Annotated in this window: 19 protein-coding genes; 6 read left to right on the forward strand and 13 right to left on the reverse strand. The window is 46.6% G+C overall.

The window, feature by feature from the left end:
- Positions 1 to 5 precede the first annotated feature (5 nt).
- The 5 genes from BHV83_RS16885 to secDF form a co-directional block, all read right to left on the reverse strand.
- The gene (locus tag BHV83_RS16885) at positions 6 to 641 is read right to left on the reverse strand and encodes a cyclodeaminase/cyclohydrolase family protein (RefSeq protein WP_122206043.1); all 636 of its coding nucleotides are present in this window, start codon (positions 639 to 641) and stop codon (positions 6 to 8) included.
- Between the two features lie 41 nt (positions 642 to 682).
- A complete protein-coding gene (gene hutI / locus BHV83_RS16890) occupies positions 683 to 1,933 on the reverse strand; it encodes an imidazolonepropionase (RefSeq protein WP_005637454.1) in 1,251 nt (416 codons plus the stop codon).
- 3 nt (positions 1,934 to 1,936) lie between these two features.
- The gene (ftcD, locus tag BHV83_RS16895; protein ID WP_005637457.1) at positions 1,937 to 2,842 is read right to left on the reverse strand and encodes a glutamate formimidoyltransferase; all 906 of its coding nucleotides are present in this window, start codon (positions 2,840 to 2,842) and stop codon (positions 1,937 to 1,939) included.
- Positions 2,839 to 4,842, reverse strand: a complete 2,004-nt coding sequence (gene hutU, locus BHV83_RS16900) for a urocanate hydratase (protein ID WP_122206042.1) — start codon at positions 4,840 to 4,842, stop codon at positions 2,839 to 2,841. The genes ftcD and hutU overlap by 4 nt, the downstream gene beginning before the upstream one ends.
- A gap of 175 nt (positions 4,843 to 5,017) precedes the next feature.
- A complete protein-coding gene (secDF, locus tag BHV83_RS16905; protein ID WP_286757800.1) occupies positions 5,018 to 8,032 on the reverse strand; it encodes a protein translocase subunit SecDF in 3,015 nt (1,004 codons plus the stop codon).
- A 164-nt stretch (positions 8,033 to 8,196) separates the two neighbouring features.
- On the opposite strand from secDF, the gene BHV83_RS16910 reads away from it, so the two are divergent.
- Both BHV83_RS16910 and BHV83_RS16915 read left to right on the forward strand, forming a co-directional pair.
- Positions 8,197 to 9,198, forward strand: coding sequence for a DUF4468 domain-containing protein (locus tag BHV83_RS16910; RefSeq protein ID WP_122206041.1), 1,002 nt, complete (start codon positions 8,197 to 8,199; stop codon positions 9,196 to 9,198).
- Between the two features lie 4 nt (positions 9,199 to 9,202).
- Entirely contained in the window at positions 9,203 to 9,754 is a 552-nt protein-coding gene (locus BHV83_RS16915) for a DUF4468 domain-containing protein (RefSeq protein ID WP_036724423.1), read from the forward strand.
- A gap of 85 nt (positions 9,755 to 9,839) precedes the next feature.
- Here the strand turns inward: BHV83_RS16915 and BHV83_RS16920 are convergent, their stop codons facing one another.
- The 3 genes from BHV83_RS16920 to BHV83_RS16930 are packed head-to-tail and all read right to left on the reverse strand — an operon-like array spanning position 9,840 to position 12,527.
- A complete protein-coding gene (locus BHV83_RS16920) occupies positions 9,840 to 10,961 on the reverse strand; it encodes an endonuclease/exonuclease/phosphatase family protein (protein ID WP_005637471.1) in 1,122 nt (373 codons plus the stop codon).
- Positions 10,958 to 11,836 carry a rhomboid family intramembrane serine protease gene (locus BHV83_RS16925; protein ID WP_005637474.1) on the reverse strand — a complete coding sequence of 293 codons (879 nt, stop codon included), beginning with the start codon at positions 11,834 to 11,836 and terminating at the stop codon, positions 10,958 to 10,960. The genes BHV83_RS16920 and BHV83_RS16925 overlap by 4 nt, the downstream gene beginning before the upstream one ends.
- Positions 11,817 to 12,527: a rhomboid family intramembrane serine protease gene (locus tag BHV83_RS16930; RefSeq protein ID WP_005637476.1), complete on the reverse strand. Its 711-nt coding sequence runs from the start codon at positions 12,525 to 12,527 to the stop codon at positions 11,817 to 11,819. Before BHV83_RS16930 ends, BHV83_RS16925 begins: the two co-directional genes overlap by 20 nt.
- Before the next feature lie 186 nt (positions 12,528 to 12,713).
- Here BHV83_RS16930 and BHV83_RS16935 point away from each other — a divergent pair, with 186 nt between their 5' ends.
- From BHV83_RS16935 to BHV83_RS16945, 3 genes are all read left to right on the forward strand, one after another.
- Positions 12,714 to 12,986, forward strand: a complete 273-nt coding sequence (locus BHV83_RS16935) for an HU family DNA-binding protein (protein WP_005637478.1) — start codon at positions 12,714 to 12,716, stop codon at positions 12,984 to 12,986.
- A 182-nt stretch (positions 12,987 to 13,168) separates the two neighbouring features.
- Complete coding sequence (argS, locus tag BHV83_RS16940) at positions 13,169 to 14,962, forward strand: arginine--tRNA ligase (RefSeq protein WP_005647013.1); 1,794 nt, start codon at positions 13,169 to 13,171, stop codon at positions 14,960 to 14,962.
- A gap of 44 nt (positions 14,963 to 15,006) precedes the next feature.
- Positions 15,007 to 15,744: a class I SAM-dependent methyltransferase gene (locus tag BHV83_RS16945; protein ID WP_182433530.1), complete on the forward strand. Its 738-nt coding sequence runs from the start codon at positions 15,007 to 15,009 to the stop codon at positions 15,742 to 15,744.
- 617 nt (positions 15,745 to 16,361) lie between these two features.
- Here BHV83_RS16945 and topA read toward each other — a convergent pair.
- Positions 16,362 to 18,707: a type I DNA topoisomerase gene (gene topA / locus BHV83_RS16950; protein ID WP_122299720.1), complete on the reverse strand. Its 2,346-nt coding sequence runs from the start codon at positions 18,705 to 18,707 to the stop codon at positions 16,362 to 16,364.
- 149 nt (positions 18,708 to 18,856) lie between these two features.
- On the opposite strand from topA, the gene BHV83_RS16955 reads away from it, so the two are divergent.
- Positions 18,857 to 19,120 carry a tetratricopeptide repeat protein gene (locus tag BHV83_RS16955; protein ID WP_005637489.1) on the forward strand — a complete coding sequence of 88 codons (264 nt, stop codon included), beginning with the start codon at positions 18,857 to 18,859 and terminating at the stop codon, positions 19,118 to 19,120.
- 68 nt (positions 19,121 to 19,188) lie between these two features.
- Here the strand turns inward: BHV83_RS16955 and nagB are convergent, their stop codons facing one another.
- The 4 genes from nagB to BHV83_RS16975 form a co-directional block, all read right to left on the reverse strand.
- Positions 19,189 to 20,001, reverse strand: a complete 813-nt coding sequence (gene nagB, locus BHV83_RS16960; protein WP_122116059.1) for a glucosamine-6-phosphate deaminase — start codon at positions 19,999 to 20,001, stop codon at positions 19,189 to 19,191.
- A 74-nt stretch (positions 20,002 to 20,075) separates the two neighbouring features.
- Positions 20,076 to 21,272 (reverse strand): FprA family A-type flavoprotein, encoded by a 1,197-nt coding sequence (locus tag BHV83_RS16965; protein ID WP_055284701.1) that lies wholly within the window; start codon positions 21,270 to 21,272, stop codon positions 20,076 to 20,078.
- Between the two features lie 36 nt (positions 21,273 to 21,308).
- Positions 21,309 to 22,142: a prolipoprotein diacylglyceryl transferase gene (gene lgt, locus BHV83_RS16970; protein ID WP_005637495.1), complete on the reverse strand. Its 834-nt coding sequence runs from the start codon at positions 22,140 to 22,142 to the stop codon at positions 21,309 to 21,311.
- Between the two features lie 95 nt (positions 22,143 to 22,237).
- Positions 22,238 to 23,134, reverse strand: coding sequence for a diaminopimelate dehydrogenase (locus BHV83_RS16975; protein ID WP_122122466.1), 897 nt, complete (start codon positions 23,132 to 23,134; stop codon positions 22,238 to 22,240).
- Positions 23,135 to 23,365 lie beyond the last annotated feature (231 nt).

The following is a 23,365-nucleotide window of genomic DNA, read 5'->3' on the forward strand; positions in this document are numbered from 1 at the left end:
TACTTTCAATTTTCAACTTTCAATTGCTCCTGCGTCCAATCCAGCAACTTCTTTTCTATCCGGATCGCTTCGGATTCGAGGAAATCCGCTTTCTCCGACATCCGTCTGACAAACGCTTCATCCTTGATAGATGTAAGATTGATACGGACATTCAGCAAAGCCCCTAACACACAAGTACGGGCCGTCATCATCGCCACACAGGCATCGGTCACGGCATTTCGGTTTCCTTTATGCGCCACATATATAATAGTCTCCATCACCGAGGCAATCTCTTCGGCCACTTCCATCGGGACCATAGCCGCCTGTTTCGTCGCATCCTGGATCACCCGGCTGCGCTCGGCTTTTTCCTCCTCCGTTTCCTTCGGGAGTTTAAAGGCGGCAAACACACGGTCGTACGCTTCGCTATCGCGGTCTATATCCCGGATCAGCCGTTCACGAATGATGGCTGCCTCCGTCGCGATTGTCCGCATCTGGCCTTCCACATCGGCATATTTCTTCTTACCGATCGTCAGGTTTGCCACCATCTCGGTAAGTGCCGTCGCAATAGCCCCGTTCAGAGCCGAGATACTTCCGCCCCCCGGAACAGGCGCGCTACCCGCCGTTTCGGCAAGAAATCCTTTGATTGTCAAATCTACAAGCATTGTGTCTATTATTTAAGATTAAACATTTTATCTTCATCCCGTCAAACGATATAAAGCACGCCGTCTTTGATAACCGTGTCCACGATATTCATTCCTATATGATAAGGAAGGAACTTATAAGAAGGGAATTTCAACAAGACCAAGTCCGCCTTCTTTCCGACATCGATGCTACCGACCTTCTTTTCCCGCCCTAACGCTGCCGCTCCGTTGATCGTAAGGGCGGTCAGGGCTTCTTCGGGAGTAAGTTTCATCTGGATGCAGGCCAGGGCGAACAACAACGGGATCGAACTGGAGAAGCAACTACCGGGGTTCAGGTCGGAAGCCAGTGCCACGGCGCAACCGGCATCTATCATCCGGCGTCCCGGAGCATAAGGTTCATTTAGCGAGAAAGCGGTAAGCGGAAGCAAAGTCGCGATCGTCCCCGAACGTGCCAGGCGTTTGATGCCGGTATCGGAGATATGCAACAGATGGTCGGCACTCACGGCTTTCAGGCGGGCTGCCAATTCGGCTCCTCCGAAAGAAACGATCTCATCGGCATGAAGTTTCAGTTTGAAACGCTGGCTGCGGGCTGCTTTCAACAAACGTTCGCTTTGTTCGACCGAGAAAACGCCTTGTTCGCAAAAGACATCGCAGAAGGTTACCGAATGTTCTGCACGCACATGGGGCAACACTCCTTCTATTATGTAATCGACATATGCGTCCGTACGCCCGGCAAACTCCGGCGGGACAGCATGTGCACCGAGGAAAGTAGAGACCACATCCAACGGGTGTTCGTCGTTCAACTCCTTCATGACACGAAGCTGGATCAGCTCGGTCGCCAAGTCAAGACCGTAACCACTCTTTCCTTCGACAGTAGTCACGCCCATATCCATCATAGCGTCGAGACGGTCGTATGCATCGCCGTACAGGTCATCATAGCTGGCGTTCCGGGTCGCATTCATCGTATTGACGATCCCGCCTCCCCTTTCCATGATCGACATATAGCTGTCTCCTTTCATCCGCCAAGAGAACTCCTCCTCGCGGTAACCACCGAAGACGAAGTGCGTATGGCTATCCACAAACCCTGGCAGAAGCGCACGTCCGGAAGCGTCTACTTCCAGATAATCTCCGACATCCACTTGCCGGAGGACCTCTTCAGTCGGTCCCACATGCGTGATAATACCATCCGATACAGCAACCGCCCCGTCCTCGATTATCCCGACATCGGACATAGCCTTCCCCTTCTTCGCTTCAAAACCAGAACAAGTCACCACCTGCGACGCATTCCGTATCAATATCTTTTCGTCTTCCATCGTCTATCCCATTATCCTGGTTTCCAATACCTGATCTATTGAAAAGTCTTCCAGTCCCAAATAGTAAGAAGCCGTATCAATCAACGCCTCCATCGGAACCAACCCAATAATCTCGCTTCCGACGACTGGGACACCATAGCGACGTGCCTCAATGCGTACCAGCTCGAAAGCGCGATAAAGGGCGGTGCGGGTATAATCGGTCATATTGATCGAAACCTGCACGATGCCGCGTTCTTTCAGTTCCACTCCCATCGCCTTGCAGTAGCGGAGCCCGCCACCTATGAAGCGGATCTTTTTGGCGATACTGCTCGCGATCTCCAGGTTTGCCGTGCCCAAATTGACGTTATAAGCCACCAGCGGCATACGGGCGCCGATCGCCACTGTCCCTGCCGATGGATGCCGTTCGGCAGGCCCGAAGTCAGGTTTCCATTCCGGCTGCTTGATCTTTGCTTCCATACCCTCAAACTCACCTTTGCGGATCGCCGCCAAGTTCTCTCGGTGTGGAGCCGAAGCCGACTTCTCATACAGGAAAACCGGTACTCGATAGAGAGCGGCCACCTTCTCGCCCACTTCTTTGGAGAGCGCAATCGCCTCATCCATCGTACACCCTCTGATCGGGATAAAAGGAACGACATCGACCGCTCCCATCCGCGGATGCTGCCCGGAGTGTTTCGTGAGGTCTATCAGTTCCACCGCCTGTCCGATGGCTTCGAGCAAAGCGTCCTTCAAAGCTTCCGGTTCACCGACTACCGTTACGACCAGTCGGTTATGATCTTCGTCATTACTGTAATCCAACAGCTTTACACCGGCTTTGGCACGAAATTTATCTACTATCTTTTCTATTTTCTCTAAATCCCTTCCCTCACTGAAATTGGGGACACATTCCATTATCTTATTCCATGTACTCATACTTTGCGTTTTAAAGAGGTACGTATACTATTTTGAATTAAATCTTCTTTCGGAATAAAAGGCAGCGTGATATGATACCAGTCGCCATAGTTTTCGTTAAAGGCGGCACTGGTAGACATGGCATTCGGATTCCTGGCCCAGGAACGGCGTGCCACTCCTCCCATCACATCCCAGAGCATGGCGGAACGAAGGATTTCGTCCACCCGTTCGCTTCCATCCAGCACCATACCGAAACCGCCGTTTATCGCTTTTCCGATACCGACTCCGCCGCCATTATGAAGGGCAACAAGGCTCATACCCCGTGCCGCATTTCCGGCAAAACACTGGACAGCCATATCGGCCATGACGTTACTTCCGTCATAAATATTGGACGTTTCGCGGAAAGGCGAATCCGTCCCACTCACATCATGATGGTCACGTCCAAGCATGATCGGCCCGACTTCTCCGTCCCGCACCATGCGGTTGAAGCGGAGCGCGATATTCAATCTTCCTTCCGCATCCTGGTAGAGAATGCGCGCCTCGGTACCGACAACAAGCCGGTTTGTCTCGGCATCGCGAATCCAGTTGTAGTTATCCCTGTCCTGCCCGCGCCGGTTCGGATCGATGCAATCCATAGCTGCTTGGTCGGTCTTTACCAGATCTTCATGTTTCCCACTCAGGCATACCCAGCGGAAAGGCCCGTAACCATAATCGAACAGTTCCGGCCCCATAATGTCCTCGACATAGGAAGGCCAGATGAAACCGTCTTTCTCATCTATTCCGTTCCGGGAAATTTCCTTTACACCGGCATCGTAGATGGCTTTCATAAACGAGTTTCCATAGTCGAAAAAGTAAGTGCCGCAAGCCACAAGCTTCTTGATTACCTCGAAATGACGGTGCAGAGATTGATCGACCAACAAGCAGAACCGGTCCATATCGTGAGAAAGAAGTTCCGTACGCTCGGCAAAGGAGATGCCGACAGGACAGTAACCACCTTCATAGACGGCATGACAGGAAGTTTGGTCACTCAGCAGATCGATCCGGATCGCCTGCGCCTCGGCAAACTCCAACAAGTCTACTATATTGCCATGATAAGCGATCGAAATCGGTTCCCTTACCTGCATAGCCTCCTGCGCCATACGGAATGCTTCTGCTTTATCTTCAGTCACATGCTGAACCCAACCTTGCGAATGGCGGGTCTGGATGCGGGAACTGTCCACTTCTGCAATGATACTGGCAGCACCGGCTATAACGGCCGCTTTCGGTTGTGCCCCACTCATTCCTCCGAGACCGGAGGAGACAAAGAGATGCCCGCGCAAATCCTGATCCTGCGGAATGCCTAATTTCTTCCGCCCGGCATTCAATAAGGTATTGAACGTCCCGTGCACAATCCCCTGCGGACCGATATACATCCAGCCGCCGGCGGTCATCTGTCCGTAATTAGCGACACCCATCTGGGCGGCTATATGCCAGTCTTTCTGATTGTCGAACAGGCCGACCATCATGGAATTGGTAATAATCACACGGGGTGCATCCGGCTTGGAACGGAACAGTCCCAACGGATGTCCGGACTCGATCACGAGTGTCTGCTCATTCGTCAGTATTTCGAGATATTGCTTGATCAGGCGATACTGCATCCAGTTCTGGCAAACCTGCCCGGTTTCGCCATACGTAACCAGTTCGTATGGATAGAGAGCGATATCGAAACTGAGATTGTTGTCGATCATCACCTGGAAAGCCTTTCCCTCCAGACATTGCCCTTTATATTGGTCGACAGGCTTGGCTTTCAAGTCTCCTTCCGGCCGGTAACGGTATCCGTAGATACGGCCACGGGTCAACAACTCTTCCATAAACTCAAGAGCCAGCACTTCATGCAACTCTTCGGGAATGTAACGGAGCGCATTCTTCAAGGCCGTTTCTGTTTGTGCAGGCGTAAGTGAATAGCCGCGATCAGGAGCGCGGCGGATACCGGGAACAAAAGATGGGTAAACCGGCAATTGGTTACTTAGGCGTACTTCCATAACATGATATTTTAAGGTGTTTTCTTACAATCTGTAAGTAAATAGCAGAAGTAAGAGGCGTACAAGATAAGCATTCTCTTTCATCTTGCCAACCGGCACAATTATGTTTAGAAGCACAAAAAGGGCCATTCCCTTAACCAGGAACAGCCCTTTTCTATCGGATTAAAATCTATTCTTATTTACCAGCTTCAGCAGCTGCTTTCTTATTGATCTTCTTCTTCTGCAATTCGTAAGCGATAGGAGTTGCCACGAACAGAGTAGAATATGTACCGATAATGATACCTAACAAGATAGCGAACGTAAAGCTACGGATCGTCGCACCACCCAGGATGAAGATACACAATACAACTACCAATGTAGTTAATGATGTATTGAAGGTACGGGATAAAGTCGAGTTCAATGCATCGTTGATCACCTGATAACGATCACGCTTCGGATACAGACCGATCGTTTCACGGATACGGTCGAACACAACCACGGTATCGTTGATAGAGTAACCGATGATGGTCAGGATAGCCGCGATAAAGGTCTGGTCGACTTCCATAGAGAACGGCAATACCTTCCAAAGCAATGTGTAGAATGAAATAATACACAAAGTCGTGACAGCTACAGAAGCGAATGCACCGACAGAGAATGAGATGTCGCGGAAACGAAGCAAGATATAAGCCGCCATACAGAACATGGCAAATACAACTGCGAGAAACGCAGCGTTCTTGATATCGTCAGCCATACTCGGTCCTACCTTCTGTGAGCTCTGGATATACTGATCCGTGAACTGAGCCAAAGTCGTTCCTTCCGGAAGCAATGACTTGACACCTTCAAACAATTTATTTTCGATTTCCTGGTCGATAGCCGGATCATTGTCTTCAATCTTATAGTTGGTAGATACACGAACCTGGTCGGGAGTACCGATCTGGATAACGCTAACAGAACCATCCAACTGCGCATCCAACAGATTACGGACTTCGTCAGTCTTCACATCCTGGGCGAAACGGATCACATAGTTACGTCCACCGGTGAAATCGATACCGTTGTTCAAACCGATAGTAGACATGGAGATCGCACCCAAAACGATAATACCGGCCGGAATCAGATACCCAACCTTACGGGCTGCCAAGAAGTTGATCTTCGGATTCGTCAATAAATCTTTCGTAATAGAAGTCGTAAAGGTTACGTTCTTCAGTTTATCTTTAGCCAGCAATGCTTCATAGACGATACGAGTCAGGAAGACTGCCGTCAGGAAGGACGCGAACAAACCGATAATCATCGTCGTGGCAAAACCACGGATAGGACCCGTACCGAAATAGAACAATACGACACCAGTGATGATGGAAGTCAAGTTCGAGTCGAAGATTGCAGAAAATGCATTGCTGTAACCATCGGCAATTGCTTTGTTCAACGATTTACCGGCACGAAGTTCCTCTTTCGTACGTTCGTAGATCAACACGTTGGCATCGACAGCCATACCCAGCGTCAACACCATACCGGCAATACCCGGCAACGTAAGGACTGCCTGGAAGGATGCAAGGATACCCATTGTGAAAAAGATGTTCAATACCAAAGCACCGTCGGCGATCAAGCCCGGAAGAACTCCGTAGAAGGCACACATGTAGAACATCAACAGGATCAAAGCCAAAACAAATGAGATAACACCGGAATTGATAGCTTCCTGACCCAAAGACGGGCCGACAACGTCTTCCTGTACGATATGTACGGAAGCAGCCATTTTACCGGATTTCAACACGTTAGCCAAGTCCTTTGCCTCTTCCGGAGTGAAGTGGCCTGTAATCTGAGAACGTCCGCCTGTGATTTCCACCTGCACGTTAGGAGCTGAATAAACCATATCGTCGAGAACGATAGCAACCACTTTACCGATATTTTCTTTTGTCAGGCGAGCCCATGCTTTAGCCCCTTCTGCGTTCATAGTCATGCTAACCTGCTGTTCTGAACGGCCTGCCTGCTGAACGAAGTCTGCATTAGCATCCGTTACAACGTCACCTCCCAAAGCAGGCGTTCCGTCGCGGTTCGTCATCTTGATTGCATACAAGTAGAAATATTGTTCTTTTTCATCGATAGCCTTTACGCCCCATTTCAAAGAAAGGTTACGCGGCAGGATATCTTTTACCTGCTTCATGTTCAGGTATTCGTTGATCTTGGCAATATCTTTCTTATCGGCAATACCGACAACCGGTCCGGGAGCCAACTGTCCGTTATACTGGTTGATCTGCAGAACGGCGAACAACGGATGTTGCTTTGCGAATTCTTCCATGCTCTTGGCTGCCTGTGCTTCAGGCTTGTCTTCACCGATCTTAGCCAGCAGAGAATCTGCGTCGTTGGTTGTTTCGGCAGCAGCATTGTCGGCAACTACTTCTTCCGTTGCTTCGATAGCCGTAGTATCCGAACCTACGGCAGCAGTATCGTCCGATTTCAGGATTGTAGCCAACATATTATCGGCGGCAACCAACTGCTGGTAGATTTCCGGCAAGTTGTATGTTTCCCAAAATTCGAGGTTGGCACTACCCTGTAACAATTTACGCACACGTTCCGGTTCTTTCACACCCGGAAGTTCAACCAGAATACGACCGGCAGTTTCCAGACGCTGGATGTTCGGAGACACCACGCCGAAACGGTCGATACGGGTACGCAATACGTTAAATGAATTATCGATTGCACTCTTCAGTTCTTCCTTCAACACGGCGATTACCTGTGCGTCCGAGCTCTGCGGAGTGATTTTGTCTTTCAATTCGAAAGTACTGAAAATAGCGGATAAACGGGCGCCATTATCTAACTTCTTATACTCTTCTGCAAATAGATCAATAAAGTCCTTCTGACTTGTAGCCTGATTTTCATAAGCCAGGTCCAATGCTTTATTGAAGTTCTCGTCCTGATTGTTGTTCGAAAGCGAGCGAATCACATCGGCCACATTCAATTCCAGAACGACGTTCATACCGCCCTTCAAGTCAAGCCCTAAACTGATTTCCATTTCACGGCACTCCTTGAGCGTATAGCCCAACCATACCTTCTGAGTAGATAACGAGTCCAAATAAGAACTCTCTTTTACCGGATCTCCACCTGCATACTCAGCGGCTTTACTGTTGTAATGTCTTGTCACGAACGAGAATGACAGATAAAACATACAGACAAGCGTAAGTAACACCGCAAAGACCTTTACAAATCCTTTGTTTTGCATTTGAATCTTATGTTTATGTTATTATTCGTTTTTTCACAGGGTGCAAATATAGGCTTTTTTTCTTTGTCCAACAGTAATTAGATTAATTTATTTGTCACACTCTTAGTTTATTTCAGCCACAATTATATATCTTTGCCCGTAAAAAACATAAGTAAAGAATAACCATGAAGCAACTTTTATTATTAACGCTATTTATCCCGACCCTACTCTGGGCTCAGGAAGATTCCAAGTATTTAGCCGGAGCCGTTCCGGTCGAGAATGGTAAAGTAGTATTCGCAAAGGAGATAAACGCACCTTCTTTTTCGAAAGATGAAGTATATGACAAAATGCTGGACTGGGCGGACGGTTTCTTCAGTGAAGACGGCAACCGCGTTGTCTATTCCGACAAGGCAAAAGGCGACATCGCCGCAGTAGGGCAAACCAACCTGGTCTTCCAGAGCACCGCCCTTTCTCTGGACCGTACGGAAATGAACTATCGCGTCACGATGGAATGCGAGAACCAGAAATGTATAGTGAAAGTGGCCGGTATCCGTTACGAATATAATGTATCGTACCAGCGTGAACCGGAAAAATACACCGCCGAAGAATGGATTACAGATAAGTATTGCCTGAACAAAGACCAAACCAAATTGAACCGAGGCAACGGCAAATTCCGTAGAAAGACAGTCGATTTCATTGACGAAATGTTTGCCTCCGCCTCCGCCGCTTTAGGCACGCAGGCAACCGCCAACGTAGTTCCGGCAACACCGGTCACTCCCGCTCGGACTGTGACACCTGCCCAGACCGCCCAACCGGCAACTCCGGTTCCGGCAAAAGAAGGATATGTGGCTTTTGCCGCCGATAAGGTTCCGTCTACATTATTACAGATGTTACCGGAAAGCGATATGCAGGTCGTATCCGCCGGTAAGCCGGATACAAAAGAGACATCCGCCCAGTGGAAAGGCACGGGTAATATGTTCGGCAAATCGATTGCCTCGATCGCCATCAGCAAAGACAGTCCTGTCTATAAAGAAATAGGTAACAATGACACATATAGCTTGTCTTTCTTTAAGAAAGGTGAAAGCGGGGATGCCTGGCTGATCATCGACTGCCGCAAGCAGGGCGAAACGGCAGAAGGCCAGCAGATAACCGTCATCGGTGAAATCGTAAATGTATGGATGAAATAGGATGATGAAAAAGCTGTTTTTCCTTCTATTGATCATGCTCCCTGCGCTGGCAACGGCACAGGGGCATAAAGGCGAAGTCGACGAGTGTGCCCCGATGAGAAACGGGAAAGTATGCTATCGCGACACAGTCCATGTGAAAGACATGAGCCAGGACCAGATATTCGAAGTAATCAACCAATGGGCGAAGAAAAGCTATGCGAAAGATATATTCCTGTCGAATGTCAACTCCAAGAAGTCCAAAGGGACTATCAACGTTTCTTCCAAAGTCGAGATGCTGTTGAACGATACAGACAAAACGATCATCAAATACAAGATGAAAATCAATTGCCACGACAACTGCTACTCGGCAGAAGTAAGCAATATCGTTTATCAATACGATCCACAGAACAATAAGAAGTTCAAGACGTATTCGGCAGAAAGCGTAATCGCCAATAATGGCAAAAGCAATACGGTTGCCTTGATCAAAGACCCGAAGCTGTTTTGCAATGCCACGTTCTTCTTCGTCGAGAACCTGTTTGCCGACATCCTGGATGCAGTGAACGATGCGGAACTGTAGCATAAAGAGCTAACTCCATAAGCACGGCACAAAAATTCCCCTATACGAGAAACTACGGCTTCCTGTGTAGGGGAATTTTTCATTTTCAATCATTCTCTTTCAACTGCAAGTAACACCATAACGGATAATGGTCGGAATAACGCACCTTGTCGACCGTGCAGTTGATCGGTTTCATATTGGCTGAATGCAGGATGTTGTCGATCCTGAACCAAAAGAAGTTTTCATTATAGGTGACCCCGACACCACGGCCTGAAGCAGCATAAGCATCTTTCAACGGCCCCTGGATCGTACGATGGGCATAGGAAATCGGCGTATCGTTGAAGTCACCGCAGACCAATACATAATCGGTATCGATCTTTTTGATTTCTTCGGCAACCGCTCTCGCCTGACGGGCACGTATCCGGAATGCAGGTCCCAACTTCTGTTCGATGGAACTTCTCAAACCATCGAGCGTTTCGGAATTCAGATTCTTGATAAATGCGGAATAATGGCTCCGGTCCTCCATCGTCAGCTTGAAAGACTCCAAGTGGTTATTGATCAAAGTCAACTTCTTTCCTCTTATATCCAGTTCATGAATGGACGAGCCGTTGAAAGAGCTGTCATACTTGATCTTACGGGATTTGGAGATCGGATATTTGGAAAATACGGCTATATTGAATTTGAGCGTACCGGAGGTTCCGATCGGGATAATGGAGCGATACCTATACATCTTCAAGGCATTGGCGATCTTCTGATTCGTCAAAAAGTTCTTGGAAGTACCTACTGCATATTCCTGCAGACATACGATATCCGCACCGGAATTCGCAATATACCGTATGATCGGATTCGGAGCATCTTCCGTATGGCCTTTATAACCGAATCCCATGACATTATAAGTCAAGACTTTCAGTACATTCTCTTTCGGAATATCGTCCACTCTGTCATGGAAAGGGAAATAACGGGTTACAGGCCCCCGGCAGATCAGGAACGAACATAGTCCGACCAACACAAACCGCCATTCCCAAAGAAACAGCCAATAAACAACAAAACAGAGGTTCAAAACGCAAAACACAGGAAATCCCAACCCCAGATAAGAGAAGAACACACTCCTGTCCGGTGAAATTCTGTCCGAGAAGGCCGAAGCAATGAATAGCAGAATAACTATCACATTGGCAGTACCGACTACAGATTTAAACAGAATCCTGATCGCTTTAAACCGCTCGCTCATTTTTTGCTGGCATCAAATAGTTTTTTCTTTTCTTCTGCCGAAAGGCTTTCGTAACCGGAACGTTTTAATTTATCCAATATTGCATCCAGATCGACTGTTTCCCGATGTTTACGGGCATTATATTCATAATCGGTCTCCGGACGTTTATAAGTCACACGCATCTTGGGTTTCCGTTTTCCCAGATTCACCACCCAGTCAAGTAAGCGGTTCATAGGAGCCGTCAAATCTTTGCCTTCCTTGATCCGGGCGGCAAACCAGATGCCGAACAACGCCCCGCCGATATGGGCGATATGACCGCCGGCATTCGTCGATGTAATAGCCAGCAAGTCTATCACAAATGTAAACAAGGCCAGATAAATCAACTTGATCCTCCCGATCAGGAACAAGCCGATCTCCAAATCTTTCCGGTAGAAAGAGACGGCAAACACAATGGCCATAACCGAAGCCGACGCTCCCATCAAATAACTATAGGCGGCAACTGTACGGAAATAAGGGAATATGTTGTATGCCACAAGAAACAAGACAGCCCCGGCAATACCTCCTAACAGATACAGGCCGCCTAATTGCCGCTCACTGAAAAAAGTAAGGAACAAACCGCCGAACCAGTATAACCACAGCATATTAAACAGAATATGCAGAAAGTCGAAATGCGTGAACATATAAGTAATAATCGTCCACGGCCGGTACAAAAGCAATTCGGGAGACGAAGGCACTTGCAAATACTGCAAAAACGGAAAACCGCCCAGATTGAACAGCATCAGGATCACACTTGCCAACCGTATAATGACGAATAGCCCGACATTGATATAAATCAGTTTTGCCAGGATGTTGCCGGAATTGAAAGTCCGTTTGAGATTAGTAAAAATATCGCCCATTGTCTATATCTTTCTTTTTCCAATACCGAACCAGGAAATAACCGAAAAGCATACCGCCCAGGTGGGCAAAATGCGCCACGGAATCACCACCGTTGTTAGCGACACCCATAAACAATTCGGCCAATCCGTAAAAGATCACGAAATATTTTGCCTTGATAGGAATAGGGATGAACATCAGGTACAGCGGAACATTCGGGAACAACATGGCAAATGCCAGCAAAATACCGAACACGGAACCAGAAGCACCGATCGTAATCAGATAGTTCAATGAAGGATCTCCTGCAACCAACTGTACCAGAGTAACCCCGTTCGCACTTGCGAAGGAATGGACGGAATACAGCCAAACCAGTTCCTGCGTAATACCCGCCCCGATACCCGTCACCATGTAAAAAATCAGGAAGCGCTTCGGCCCCCAGACATTCTCCAGCACGCGTCCGAACATATACACACCGAACATATTGAAAAACACGTGCGCAAACGAATGGGTATCATGCATGAACATATAAGTCACAAACTGGAAAGGATAGAAATCCTTCACACCCGGAAAGTGCAGTCCGAATAACTGGACTAAATCAATCCCGACTTTAGGTAAAACAAGACTCGCTACCCAAAACAACAGGTTGATAATGATAAGGTTTTTCGTAACCATCGGGATACTGCTCAGGAATCCCGAACTATTTTGATTCATCATATATTTACAATTTAAGGACAAAGGTATATATATTTCGGCAGTTTTCTGACAAAATAGCACTAAAACATAGTAAATCAATAAAAAAAACTCTTTTTTTCTTTGCGATATATCAAAATAGAATTACATTTGACACCGACTTTTTAGGCTATCACAAATATTGTTTAATATATTAATTATCAAACCATCATGAACAAAACAGAATTTATCAATGCTGTAGCGGAAAAATCCGGTTTAAGCAAAGTTGATGCAAAGAAAGCTGTAGAAGCTTTTGTTGAAACAGTATCCAGTGAATTAAAAGAAGGTGGCAAAGTGGCCCTTTTAGGTTTTGGTTCTTTCTCTGTTGCTGAAAAATCTGCACGCAAAGGTGTTAACCCGAAGACTAAACAACCAATCGAAATCCCGGCACGCAAATCAGTTAAATTCAAAGCTGGCGCCGAATTGACAGAAATCATCAAGTAAATTAGTCTTACACTCTCAATAAGTAAAAAGGCACTCCGCAATCGGAATGCCTTTTTTATTGCATGCCGGTTACTTTATCAAATCATAGTTATCTCTTTCCTACCCACACCAATCTTATGGTTTTTACAAAATAAACCTGTACCTTTGCAGGCAAAATAAATCCGAACATATACTAAACGAATATGGTTATCGAACAACAGATTACCGGTGCTATCATTACCGGCATAAAAGAACTGTATGGCGCCGATGTGGCAGCCAACCAGGTACAACTGCAAAAGACAAAGAAAGAGTTCAAAGGACATCTGACTCTGGTTGTTTTTCCCTTCCTCCGCATGTCGAAGAAATCTCCGGAACAGACTGCCCAGGAAATTGGCGAATACCTGCTCCGGCATGAACCGGCTGTAGCCGAATTCAATGTAATCAAAGGATTCCTCAACCTGACCATCGCCTGTGCCTGCTGGATCGATTTATTAAACGAAATCAACGGCCAGCCGTCATACGGGATCATCCCTGTAACGGAACAGTCTCCGCTGGTCATGATCGAATATTCTTCTCCCAACACCAACAAGCCGCTCCATCTTGGACACGTGCGTAACAACCTATTGGGTTACAGCCTGTCCGAGATCATGAAAGCAAACGGCAATAAAGTGGTAAAGACGAACATCGTAAACGACCGCGGTATCCATATCTGCAAGTCCATGCTCGCCTGGCAGAAATGGGGCAACGGCGTGACTCCCGAAACGGCCGGCAAGAAAGGCGACCACCTGATCGGTGACTTCTACGTCCTTTTCAGCAACAAACTGAAAGAAGAGACTGCCGCCCTCGAAGCAAAAGGCATGACGAAAGAGGAAGCCGAAGCCGCTTCTCCCCTGATGGCCGAAGCACGCGAGATGCTCCGCAAATGGGAAGCCGGCGACAAGGAGGTACGCGCTCTTTGGGAAATGATGAACAACTGGGTGTACGCCGGATTCGACGAGACATACAAAATGATGGGCGTAGACTTCGATAAGATCTATTACGAATCACAGACCTACCTGGAAGGTAAAGGCAAAGTGCTGGAAGGGCTCGACAAAGGCATTTTCTACCGCCGTGAAGACGGTTCCGTATGGGCAGACCTGACCAAAGACGGCCTGGACGAGAAACTGCTGCTCCGTGCCGACGGAACTTCCGTCTACATGACACAAGATATCGGAACTGCCAAATTGCGTTTCGACGACTATCCTATCAACAAAATGATCTATGTGGTAGGAAACGAGCAGAACTACCATTTCCAGGTATTGTCCATCCTGTTGGATAAATTGGGTTTTGAATTCGGCAAAGGCCTTGTACATTTCTCTTACGGCATGGTCGAACTGCCGGAAGGCAAGATGAAGAGCCGCGAAGGAACGGTTGTCGATGCAGACGACCTGATGGAAGAGATGGTGGGTACAGCCCGCGAAATCTCGCAGGAACTGGGCAAAGTGGACGAAATGACACCGGAAGAAGCCGAAAACATCGCCCGCATGGTCGGCCTCGGTTCCTTGAAATACTTCATCCTGAAGGTGGACCCGCGCAAGAACATGACTTTCAACCCGAAGGAATCGATCGATTTCAACGGTAATACCGGCCCGTTCATCCAATACACATATGCCCGTATCCGTTCCGTTCTGCGTAAAGCTGCCGAACAGGGCATCGTTTTGCCCGAACAGCTGCCGACAACGACTACCATATCCGAGAAGGAAGAAAACCTGATCCAGATGATAGCCGACTACGCTTCCGTCGTTCGCGAAGCAGGAAAGGAATACAGCCCCGCCCTCATCGCCAACTATACTTATGACCTGGTAAAAGAATACAACCAGTTCTATCACGATTTCTCCATCCTCCGCGAAGAGAATGAAGAAGTAAAAGAGTTCCGCCTTGTCCTCTCCGCCAACGTAGCCAAGATTGTCAAATCGGCCATGTCATTGTTGGGAATCGAGGTTCCGGAGAGAATGTAAGAAACGGATCAGCAGTTATGATCAAAAACATATACAGAAAAATCGTGAGCGAGAAACAGCGGATCGCCCTTCATTACGCCCTTTACAAAATAGAGGCAGTACTGCTATGGGGTAACCGATATGAATGTTGCTGTTGCGGCAAGTCGTCCCGCCGTTTTCTCTCTCACGGTAATCTTGGATTACGCAAGAATATCAAATGTCCGCATTGCCTTTCTCTCGAACGGACACGAATTCTTTGCATGTACATCAAAAACGAGATATTCAAAAGCGGGATACAGCCAATGCGCGTACTCCATTTCGCACCGGTAAAAGGACTAAAAGATTTCCTGAAAAATTCGCCATACGTCTCGACTTATATAGATGCAGATCTCAATCCGAACGTTGCTACTTACCAGGCAGATATGACCCGAATGCCTTATGAAGACAACTCATTCGATCTGCTTATCTGTTCCCATATTCTATATTGTATCCCAGAAGACAGAAAGGCTATGCAGGAAATACATCGGGTACTGCGTCCGGGTGGAAAGGCCTTGATCGTGGATACTATTGAAGGCGATACGACGCGTGAACTAAGCCATTTGCCTGCCCAAGAATTGAAAGATGTTTATGGCGACGAGGCTACTTGCCGTGTGTACGGACGCGATATCACAGATATATTGGGCAGTTACGGTTTGAAGGCACACATCATTGACTATGTTAAACAACTTTCTCCAGAATTCATAGAGAAGGAATGCCTTTCAGAAGCCTTTGATTCGGAAATTGTCGATTGTATAAACACCTGATAAATACGGAAAATTCAGTGCAGATAATGATGAAATCATGAATATAGATCAACAGACAAACATATGCCAACAATAAAAAAATTTGAAAAACAACTATCATACCATCATGTTTCTTGTGTGAAGATTGAATATCATAACATGCAGATATGATAGTTTCCTTTTTAACTATCATTCTACTATCATAAATCAGCTGTTTAACCATCATTTTAGCCGTTTTACCCGAAACAAAAACACTCCAAAAGAGTTAAAAACAGACTGTTTTCCGGAAAACATAAGGTTTTTTTGCCGGAACACGTTACTTTTTTACACAAAAGACATTAGATCTTCTCCCTGAAATACCCGTATCAGAGCCTTTTATACCTCCATCTGACGGGTATCGACACCCGGGTCTGCAGGTAGCCGACATCCGGGTCTCAATAAAAATATGTAGTTATTCTTATGAAAATAAGCTATATAAAACGCGTAAAAAAGATACAGTCTTTATGATAGCATGATAGTTGAAAAAACATCTATCATGCCTACTATCATCTCACACAAACATTGATATTCATAATATCAAGAGCAGAGCATGATAGTATGACAGTTGTTTTTGCAATCAATAATAAGTAAGCTTTTTGTCAAGCTTTCTTTTTACGCGTTGTCTTCTTTGCAGCCGGTTTTTCTCCAGCTTCGGCTATGATCTTTTTACAATCTTCAAGTGTCAGGATTGTCGGGTCGGTTACCGTTTTCGGAATACGATAGTTCGCTTTCTGATAAGAAATATAAGGACCGAAGCGACCTTTCAGGATTTCCATCTCCGGATCCTCCTCGAACTTCTTGATAAAACGTTGTTCGTCTTTCACCCTTTTCCCTTCGATCAAAGCGATTGCTTCCTCTGCCGTAATCGTCAGCGGATTCAAATCTTTCGGAATAGAAACAAATTTACCGTCATGACGGATAAACGGCCCGAAACGGCCGACAGCCGCCACCATCACCTTGCCTTCATATTCACCGACCGTCCGGGGAAGATCAAAAAGTTTCAGAGCCTCTTCCAATGTAATCGTATCGATGGACTGGCCTTTCATCAGAGAGGCAAACTGAGGTTTCGGCGCCTCTTTGTCGTCAGCATGTGCCGCCCCAATCTGAACGACAGGACCATAGCGGCCGATCTTCACAAACACCGGGTTGCCGCTCTTCGGATCGATACCGAGCTCGCGTTCCCCTACTTTATGTTCGGTCTTAACGGCAGCCGTAGCCTCTACGATCGGATGGAAAATCTTATAGAATTTATCGATGGCCTTCGTCCATACCAGTTCGCCTTCCGCAACCGAGTCGAATTCTTTTTCTACACTGGCCGTAAAGTTGTAATCCAACACATCCGGGAAATACTCCATCAAAAAGTCGTTTACTACCGTACCGATATCGGTCGGCATCAGTTTATTGCGGTCGGCCCCGACGGTCTCGGTCTTTTCCGCTTCCTCGATCTTTCCCTTGGACAGCGAAACAACTGTGTAAGCACGTTCCACGCCTTCCTTATCTCCTTTCACCACATATTCGCGGTTCTGGATCGTCTGGATAGTCGGCGCATAGGTAGACGGACGTCCGATGCCCAATTCTTCCAGGCGGCGAACCAGGCTGGCTTCCGTATAGCGCGGAGGACGCTGCGTGAAACGCTCTGTTGCCACGATATCTTTCAATGACAATATCTCATGGAGCTTTACCGGAGGAAGCAGGCCGTTTTCCTGTTCTTTCTCCGTATCGTCGTCATTGCTTTCCATATAAACCTGAAGGAAACCTTCGAAACTGATCACTTCGCCGACAGCGACAAAACGTTCCGTCTGTCCGCTGATACCGACCGAAATAGTCGTACGTTCCAATTCGGCATCCGCCATCTGGCAAGCGATCGTACGTTTACGGATCAGTTCATACAACTTCTTTTCCTGCGAAGAACTCCCTGCCTCCACATTACTGATATAAGTCGGGCGAATCGCTTCGTGTGCTTCCTGCGCCCCTTTGCTCTTGGTATGATATTGGCGGAACTTATAATATTTCTCACCGTATGTTTCGAAGATAGCCTCTTTCGCCGTACCTAATGCCAGATCGCTCAAGTTCACGGAGTCGGTACGCATATAAGTGATCAGTCCGGATTCATATAAACGCTGTGCGATCATCATCGTCTGCGACACGGAGTATCCTAACTTACGAGCCGCTTCCTGCTGCAAAGTGGAAGTCGTAAAAGGAGGAGCTGGCGATTTCTTTACCGGTTTCGTCGTGATATCGTCAATCGTAAACGAAGCATTCTTACAGGATTCCAAAAAGGCTTCCACCTCTTTCTTGTCTTTCAGGCGGCGGTTCAATTCGGCTTTCAACACCGTCGTGCCGTCAGGCAGGATAAAGTTTGCAATCACACGGAAAGCCGCCTCGCTTACAAATTCATTGATCTCCCGCTCCCGTTCCACAATCAGGCGCACAGCCACCGACTGCACACGTCCGGCCGATAATGCGGGTTTTACCTTACGCCACAAAATCGGCGAAAGTTCGAATCCCACGATACGGTCCAGCACACGACGTGCCTGTTGGGCGTTCACCAAGTTAATATTGATATCGCGTGGTGTTTCAATAGCATGCAGAATGGCATTCTTGGTAATTTCATGAAAGACGATACGTTTGGTATTTTCAGGTTTCAGGCCCAGCACTTCATACAGGTGCCAGGATATAGCCTCTCCCTCACGGTCCTCATCGGAAGCGAGCCATACCTGTTCGGCAGACTTGGCTTCGGATTTCAGTTCGCTGACCAGCTTCTTCTTGTCGGCCGGTATCACGTACTGCGGAGCATAGTCGTGCTCGATGTCAATACTAAACTCTTTCGTCTTCAGATCGCGGATATGACCATAGCTCGACATAACCTTATAATCTTTTCCGAGGAACTTTTCAATGGTTTTTGCCTTAGCGGGTGACTCCACTATTACCAGATTCTTTTGCATAATAACGTCTTATCTTTTTGAAATCGGGTGCAAACTTACACAAAATCCATGATTTATGGTTTATCATTTATGATTTATGATTTAAATTTGCACTTTATCTGCCCAAATCGGCATCTATAATTCATAAATTACAAATCATAAATCTCGAAATGGAAACTATTAAACAACTCATTACCGACGGTAAAACAGACGAAGCTATCCGTTTGTTGGACGAATACATAGAAAAAAACACATCTTCTGATGAAGCGTATTACTTACGTGGCAATGCCTACCGTAAAAAAGGGGATATCCGGCAGGCCCTGAACAACTATCTTACGGCGATGGAGCTGAACTCCGACAGCCCCGCACAAATCGCCCACGATCAACTGATTTCAATCATGAACTTCTACAACAAGGACATGTTCAACCAATAAGAAAGGCCGCATCTATCACAGACACAGCCTTTCGATGTTAAATCAAAACTATTATGAATAATAAAAATTTACTTCAATAAAGAGCAGGGACAAAGATTGTCTTTCTCAATATCCTTGAAATAGTTGTATGTACCGACTTTCAGTTCTGCACAAGCAGCCTCGTCGGCAACGATAATACCCTTCGGGTGCATCTGCAAAGCCGTGATAGTCCACATCTGGTTTACCGCACCTTCAACAGCCTGCTGCAAAGCACGGGCTTTGTTATGACCGTTCACCATGATCAGCACCTCTTTTGCATCCAATACCGTAGCAACGCCGACCGTAACGGAAGTCTTCGGAACTTTGTTGACATCGTTATCGAAGAAACGGGAATTGGCGATGATCGTATCGGTTGTCAAAGACTTGACACGGGTACGGGAAGACAAAGAAGAACCCGGCTCGTTGAAAGCGATATGCCCGTCAGGACCGATACCGCCCAGGAACAGGTCCACACCACCGGCAGCTTTCATCTTTGCTTCGTAAGCGGCGCATTCGGCTTCCAGATCTTCTGCGTTTCCATTCAGGATGTTCACATTCTCAGGCTTAATGTCGATATGGCTGAAAAAGTTGTTCCACATGAAAGAATGATAGCTTTCAGGATGGTCTTTCGGCAAACCTACATATTCGTCCATATTGAAAGTTATGATATTCTGGAAAGAGATTACCCCCTGTTTGTTCAGTTCGATCAGATTCTTGTACATGCCCAAGGGAGAAGAGCCTGTAGGCAAGCCCAATACAAATGGTTTCTCTGCCGTAGGATTCGCCTTCTTAATTTTGGCTGCCACATAATTAGCGGCCCACTTTGAAAGTTGCTCGTAATTAGGTTCAATAATTAGTCTCATACGCTTTTTTTAATTTAGTTCTTTCGTTCCTAAAAGTAATACCTTTATTCTTTCTGACCAAGAATTTTCCATTTTCAATTCTCAGTTTTCAATTTCTTGGCCATTTCTTCTCCCAAAGCCCAGCATTCTTCATACTTGTCGGCTTTCAGAGCTTGTTTCTGTTCCACCGGAACACCCACAACTTCCCATTTCATCTTCTCGCCGAATGCCGCCAAGTTTTTCACCGCAGCTCCCGCCCAAGTGAAAGAGCCGAAATAGCCGTAGAGACGATGCTTCACTTCGCGCGTTTCGATCTTATCCAGAATCGATTCGATTTCAGGGAACAGACGGTTACTGTAAGTCGGGCTACCGATAATCAAGCCTTTATACTTGAAAATATCTTTCAAGACATAAGATGCAGGGCTCTTGCTCACATTGTGCATGACGATATTCTTCACCCCGTTCGCGGCCAAAGAAGCGGCAATCGCTTCTGCCATCTGTTCGGTATTGCCATACATGCTGCCGTACACGATCGTCACCCCTTCTTCACCTTCATAACGGCTCATACGGTCATAAATATCGATCGCTTTTGCTGCATATTCACGCCACACCGGACCGTGAGTCGAACAGATCGTCCGGATATCCAAAGCCGACAACTTCTGCAAAGCACGCTGTACAGGATTTCCATATTTACCGACAATATTGGAATAATAACGGAGCATTTCCTCCCAATAATGTTCCACATTCATTTCAGAGTCGATCACACCGCCATCCAACGTTCCGTAAGTACCGAAGGCATCGGCAGAGAACAGGATTTTGTCAGTCGAATCGTAAGTGACCATCACTTCCGGCCAGTGCACCATCGGAGCCATATAGAAAGACAGTTGGTGACGGCCCACACTCAGGGTGTCTCCTTCCTTCACTTCATACAATCCCGTCGAGATACCGTGATACCCATTCAACATGCCGAAAGTCTGCTTGTTTCCAATAATCTGGACATCCGGATACTGCTGGCGCAACAAACGGATACTGCCCGCATGATCCGGCTCCATATGATTCACGATCAAAAAATCCAAAGGACGCCCGTCAAGAGCATCCGCTATTTTTTTCAGGAAAATATCGGAATAACACACATCCACCGTATCGACCAGGACCGTTTTCTCGTCCACGATCAGATAGGAATTATAAGATACACCATAAGGCAAAGGCCACATATTCTCAAAAAGAGCTTTTTGCCGGTCGTTTACCCCTACATAGTAAACTTTATCTGCTATTTCTTTTAACTTATACACTTTGAAAATTAAAAATTAAAAGTTGAAAATCAAAAATCAAATCTTCTTCATTCCTTTTCCAAGCCGCATGGCACGCCATACGAAGTAGATACCGGCCAAAACGAACGGAATACTGAGCCATTGCCCCATATTCAGCATCATATCAGCCTCGAACTCTTCCTGATCGTTTTTCAAAAACTCAATGAAGAAGCGCGAACCGAATACGCAAATCATAAATACACCGAAGATAAGCCCCTCCTTCTTCCAGGCATCTTTTTTGAAGTAGAGCCACATACAAATAACGAAAGTCACCAAATAGCTGGCGGCTTCATAAAGTTGTGTAGGATGACTGGGAGCGGTAAAAACGGGAGCTGCTCCTCTTTTCCAAGCATGCAGGTTTTCAATAAAACGAAACCCCCAGGGCAGATCTGTCGGATGTCCGTATATTTCATGATTCATCAGGTTTCCCAATCGGATCATAGCAGCCACAAGGCCGGTAGGGACCACCAGTTTGTCGAATGTCCAAAGCATGCTCCGATGGCTAACCCGCTTAGAATAAAAATAGATGGCGATGATTATACCCAACGTTCCCCCATGACTGGCAAGTCCACCCTCCCAAACCTTCAGAATTTCGAGCGGATTCGCCAGATAATAATCCGGAGCATAAAACAGACAATGCCCCAAACGGGCACCGATCACTGTTCCCAACATCGTATAAATCAGCAGGGAATCGATCCATGCCGGATTGAGTTTCTCTCTTTTCCACATCTTTTCCACGATCTTGTAACCGATCAGGAAACCGATGGCAAACGCCAGTCCGTACCAGCGTATCTCACGCGAACCGATGGAAAAGATGGCGGGGTCAGCCGTCCAGGTAATAAAATCAAGCATAATTATTACATCAATTGATAATTGACAATGGACAACTGGCAATTTAAGAGAATGAGGCTCCTTCCCTAACTGTCAATTATCCACTGTCAATTCATTTAAACCAATTTTTTTATTAAGTCTTCTCTTTCGCCATAAAGCATATCGATCACCGGCAATTCGATCATCGTGTAGGCACCTGGCTGCTGTTTGAAACTTGCACGGGCAACACAAACCAATATCTGGGCAGTAAGAGCCGGGTTGTTGATCTTCATGTCGAATTCGATCAACTGGTTCTGCGTTTTACCGGAAACACCTTTACGAACAAGATTCACGCCATGTCCCATATCTTTCAGGTCGTCCACGCAGTCAACCTGGATCACATGCGTTTCGTCGTGCACAAAATAGTCGTCCGCCTTGATGGCAGCAGCTACTTTATCAAAATCATATCCTTCTTCCACTTCGATATAAACCATACGACGATGAACGCCTGTACCCATCGGGATTGTCATGGACAAAGCCGCCTTTACACCTTCGATGGCTTTCACGGCAACGGTATGTCCCATGCTCATGCCCGGTCCGAAATTCGTATATGTAATTCCTTTCGGAACGATCGCCTGCAACAAAGCACGAACGATAGAGTCGCTTCCCGGATCCCATCCGGCAGAGATGACAGCAACGGTATTATGAGCTTTCGCTACAGCATCAAGCGAACGGCGCAGATCGACAATACCACCGTGGATATCGAAACTATCCACCGTATTGATGCCTAAAGAAAGTATTTCCTTGGCGTAAGTCTCTACGCTACGTGTCGGGGTTGCCAGAACTGCCACATCCACTTTATCCAACTTCGTGATATCGTCAGTGACGGCATATCCTTTCAATTCATCCGGAATATCATTCGGATTACGACGTACAACACCTGCTACTTCAAAATCGGGAGCAGCTTCCAGGGCCTCCAATACATACTTTCCAATATTGCCATATCCAACAATGGCAGCTCTAATCTTCTTCATACTTTAGTTTTTACTTTTTCTTCAGCCACAAAAGTAGTTATAATTAGGGGATTGACAAGAGAGGGGTATGTTGTTTTTGTTTAAAATGAAAAGAGGTTCCCTCTTCCTATATCATATAGGATGTTTTTACTATCTTGCTCTCTGAAACAAAAAAAGGAAAATGACGAACAGCAAACTCATATACATCGAAGACGATCAGATCTTAGGGAATTTGATTACACAAGCCTTGGT

The sequence above is a fragment of the Parabacteroides sp. merdae-related_45_40 genome, assembly GCF_001915675.1.

Excerpts from the sequence above, each read along its gene's own strand:
- hutI (WP_005637454.1), bottom strand. The coding sequence starts at position 1,933 with ATGGAAGACGAAAAGATATTGATACGGAATGCGTCGCAGGTGGTGACT.
- secDF (WP_286757800.1), bottom strand. The coding sequence starts at position 8,032 with ATGCAAAACAAAGGATTTGTAAAGGTCTTTGCGGTGTTACTTACGCTT.
- lgt (WP_005637495.1), bottom strand. The coding sequence starts at position 22,142 with ATGCTTGATTTTATTACCTGGACGGCTGACCCCGCCATCTTTTCCATC.
- argS (WP_005647013.1), top strand. The coding sequence starts at position 13,169 with ATGGTTATCGAACAACAGATTACCGGTGCTATCATTACCGGCATAAAA.
- BHV83_RS16930 (WP_005637476.1), bottom strand. The coding sequence starts at position 12,527 with ATGATGAATCAAAATAGTTCGGGATTCCTGAGCAGTATCCCGATGGTT.
- BHV83_RS16885 (WP_122206043.1), bottom strand. The coding sequence starts at position 641 with ATGCTTGTAGATTTGACAATCAAAGGATTTCTTGCCGAAACGGCGGGT.
- BHV83_RS16910 (WP_122206041.1), top strand. The coding sequence starts at position 8,197 with ATGAAGCAACTTTTATTATTAACGCTATTTATCCCGACCCTACTCTGG.
- BHV83_RS16935 (WP_005637478.1), top strand. The coding sequence starts at position 12,714 with ATGAACAAAACAGAATTTATCAATGCTGTAGCGGAAAAATCCGGTTTA.
- BHV83_RS16975 (WP_122122466.1), bottom strand. The coding sequence starts at position 23,134 with ATGAAGAAGATTAGAGCTGCCATTGTTGGATATGGCAATATTGGAAAG.
- BHV83_RS16925 (WP_005637474.1), bottom strand. The coding sequence starts at position 11,836 with ATGGGCGATATTTTTACTAATCTCAAACGGACTTTCAATTCCGGCAAC.
- nagB (WP_122116059.1), bottom strand. The coding sequence starts at position 20,001 with ATGAGACTAATTATTGAACCTAATTACGAGCAACTTTCAAAGTGGGCC.
- BHV83_RS16955 (WP_005637489.1), top strand. The coding sequence starts at position 18,857 with ATGGAAACTATTAAACAACTCATTACCGACGGTAAAACAGACGAAGCT.
- BHV83_RS16920 (WP_005637471.1), bottom strand. The coding sequence starts at position 10,961 with ATGAGCGAGCGGTTTAAAGCGATCAGGATTCTGTTTAAATCTGTAGTC.
- BHV83_RS16915 (WP_036724423.1), top strand. The coding sequence starts at position 9,203 with ATGAAAAAGCTGTTTTTCCTTCTATTGATCATGCTCCCTGCGCTGGCA.
- topA (WP_122299720.1), bottom strand. The coding sequence starts at position 18,707 with ATGCAAAAGAATCTGGTAATAGTGGAGTCACCCGCTAAGGCAAAAACC.
- ftcD (WP_005637457.1), bottom strand. The coding sequence starts at position 2,842 with ATGAGTACATGGAATAAGATAATGGAATGTGTCCCCAATTTCAGTGAG.
- hutU (WP_122206042.1), bottom strand. The coding sequence starts at position 4,842 with ATGGAAGTACGCCTAAGTAACCAATTGCCGGTTTACCCATCTTTTGTT.